The organism is Mycobacterium sp. TH-M15 (assembly GCF_057473705.1).
Genome location: NZ_JBYCLB010000553.1, coordinates 1 through 2,764, shown reverse-complemented (window position 1 = coordinate 2,764; position 2,764 = coordinate 1). Strand labels below are relative to the sequence as shown.

The following is a 2,764-nucleotide window of genomic DNA, read 5'->3' as shown; positions in this document are numbered from 1 at the left end:
GGCCATGCAGCAGGCCGCCGGCGAGGACGAACGGGAAACGATCCGACGGGTGCTGACCGCCTTCGCGCACGCGCTGGTCGACGACCCGCGCGTCGCGGTCGTGACGTTCGGCACCGCCGCGGGGATCTCGCCGCGGATCGAAGCTCAACGCCTGGCCAACCGTCGATGGGCGGCGGCGTTCGTCGAGGCGTTCTGGCGCCGCAACCAGGCGGCTGACGTGAAGCCGCACCAGCTCGACTACCACGCTCTCGCCGTTGCCACGGTTGGCGGTCTCTTCGAGGCCGTCACCGACTGGCTGCACCAGGCCGACCCGCCCCGGCAACGAGACATCGACAAGCTGATCGCCGATCTGACGACATTCGTGTTGGTCGTCGAGGCCGGCATCGTGGCCCGCGGTCACACCGACCGACCCGAGACCCCGTGGCTCGCAACCGGCCCCGGTACGGCACCATGAGCGGGTGGCCGAAACCGGAGCCGACGGGACCGACCCGGACCTGCTGATCGACTTCCACGGCGTATCGCTGCGACGCGGCGAGCAGACGCTGGTCGGACCGCTGGACTGGGCGGTCGAGCTCGACGAACGCTGGGTGGTCGTCGGGCCGAACGGGGCCGGCAAGACGTCGCTGCTGCGGATCGCCGCCGCCACCGAGCACCCGTCGGCCGGCACCGCCTACGTGCTCGGCGAGCGGCTGGGCCGGGTGGACACCGTCGAACTGCGCGCCCGAGTCGGGCTGAGCTCGTCGGCGCTGGCGGCCCGGATCCCCGGCGGCGAGGTGGTCCGCGACCTGGTGGTATCGGCCGGGTACGCGGTGCTGGGCCGGTGGCGGGAGCGCTACGAGGACCTCGACCACAACCGGGCGATCGACATCCTGGAGAGCCTCGGCGCCGAACACCTCGCCGACCGCAGCTACGGCACGCTCTCCGAGGGGGAGCGCAAGCGGGTGCTGATCGCCCGCGCGCTGATGATCGACCCGGAGCTGCTGCTGCTCGACGAGCCGGCCGCCGGGCTGGACCTCGGTGGCCGCGAGGAGCTGGTGGCCCGGCTGGCCGACCTGGCCACCGACCCCGACGCCCCGGCGATCGTGCTGGTCACCCACCACGTCGAGGAGATCCCGCCGGGCTTCACCCACTGCCTGCTGCTCGCCGAGGGGCGCCCGGTGGCCGCCGGCCTGCTGCCCGACGTGCTGACCGCCGAGAACCTGTCCACCGCGTTCGGCCAGCTGATCAGCCTGGACGTCATCGACGGGCGGTACTTCGCCCGCCGCACCCGGACCCGCGCCGCCCACCGGAGGAACTCGTGAGCGAACCATTGACCCCGCGTCCGGCCGCGACGGTGATGCTGGTCCGCGACGCCACCGGCGGCCTGGACGTCTTCCTGATGCACCGGCACGCCCGGATGGACTTCGCCCCCGGGATGATGGTGTTCCCCGGCGGCGGCGTCGACGACCGCGACCGGGATACCGAAATCGCCTGGGCGGGACCGGAACCGGCGTGGTGGGCGCAGCGGTTCGGCATCGAGCCCGGGCTGGCCGGAGCGCTGGTCTGCACCGCGGCGCGGGAGACCTTCGAGGAGTCCGGGGTGCTGTTCGCCGGGCCGGCCGACGACCCGCGCGGCATCGTCGGCGACGCATCGGTCTACGCCGACCAGCGGCACGCGCTGGCCGCCGGCGAGCTGTCCTTCGCCGACTTCCTGCGCACCGAGCGCCTGGTGCTCCGCGCCGACCTGCTGCGGCCGTGGGCGAACTGGGTGACCCCGGCGGCCGAGCTCACCCGCCGCTACGACACCTACGTCTTCGTGGCCGCGCTGCCGGCCGGGCAGCGGGCCGACGGCGAGAACACCGAATCCGACCGGGTCGGCTGGGCCACCCCGGCGGCCGCGATCGAGGACTTCGCGGCCGGCCGCACCCTGCTGCTGCCGCCGACCTGGAGCCAGCTGGACTCGCTGGCCGGGCGCGGCGTCGCCGACGTGCTGGCCGACGAGCGGGAGATCGCCCCGGTGCACCCCGGCTCGTTCGTCGACGCCGACCGCAACTGGGTGTTCAAGTTCTTCGACGCCGACCGGTACAACCAGCTGCTGGCCCGGCGGCCCTCCGGCGGCTGCTCGTGACCGAGTTCGTCCGCGTGCAGACCAGCGCCGAGCATCCGGGCGTCGGCGCCCTGGTGCTGGCCCGGCCGCCGGCCAACGCGCTGACCCGGCAGGCCTACCGGGAGATCGCCGCGGCGGCCGCCGAGGTGTCGCGGCGCGACGACGTCGCCGCGGTGATCGTCTTCGGCGGCCACGAGATCTTCTGCACCGGTGACGACGCCGCGGAGCGACGCACCCTGACCGCGGACGAAGCCGGGACGCTCACCGGAGCCCGGCGTGAGGCGGTGCGGGCGGTGGCCGCCATCCCGAAGCCGACGGTGGCCGCGGTCACCGGCTACGCGCTGGGTGCCGGGCTGACCCTGGCGCTCGCCGCCGACCGGCGGATCAGCGGCGACAACGCCAAGTTCGGCGCGACCGAGATCACCGCCGGGCTGGTTCCGGACGGCGACGGACTGGCCTGGCTGGCCCGCACCGCCGGGCCGAGCCGGGCCAAGGATCTGGTGTTCAGCGGGCGGTTCGTCGACGCCGAGGAGGCGTTGACGCTCGGCCTGGTCGACGAGCTGGTCGCCCCGGACGGGGTGTACGACGCGGCGCTGGCTTGGGCCGCCCGGTTCGTCGACGGCCCGGCGCCGGCGCTGGCGGCGGCGAAGGCCGGGATCGACGCGGCGTTCGACTCAC

Annotated in this window: 3 protein-coding genes and 1 pseudogene; all 4 read left to right on the top strand. The window is 74.3% G+C overall.

Going from position 1 to position 2,764, the window contains the following annotated elements; all coding sequences use genetic code 11:
• Positions 1-454, top strand: a pseudogene (locus AC2VNT_RS13490) (hypothetical protein); the annotation flags it as partial.
• A gap of 4 nt (positions 455-458) precedes the next feature.
• A complete protein-coding gene (locus AC2VNT_RS13485) occupies positions 459-1,301 on the top strand; it encodes an ABC transporter ATP-binding protein (protein ID WP_486947344.1) in 843 nt (280 codons plus the stop codon).
• A gap of 35 nt (positions 1,302-1,336) precedes the next feature.
• Positions 1,337-2,107, top strand: a complete 771-nt coding sequence (locus tag AC2VNT_RS13480) for an NUDIX hydrolase (RefSeq protein ID WP_486947345.1) — start codon at positions 1,337-1,339, stop codon at positions 2,105-2,107.
• Positions 2,104-2,764 (top strand): enoyl-CoA hydratase (locus AC2VNT_RS13475; RefSeq protein WP_486947343.1); only part of this gene is annotated, 661 nt, incomplete at its 3' end. The genes AC2VNT_RS13480 and AC2VNT_RS13475, both read left to right, overlap by 4 nt.

Bases quoted from the DNA above. Each gene is read 5' to 3' on its own strand.
- AC2VNT_RS13480 (WP_486947345.1), top strand. From the start codon at position 1,337: ATGCTGGTCCGCGACGCCACCGGCGGCCTGGACGTCTTCCTGATGCAC.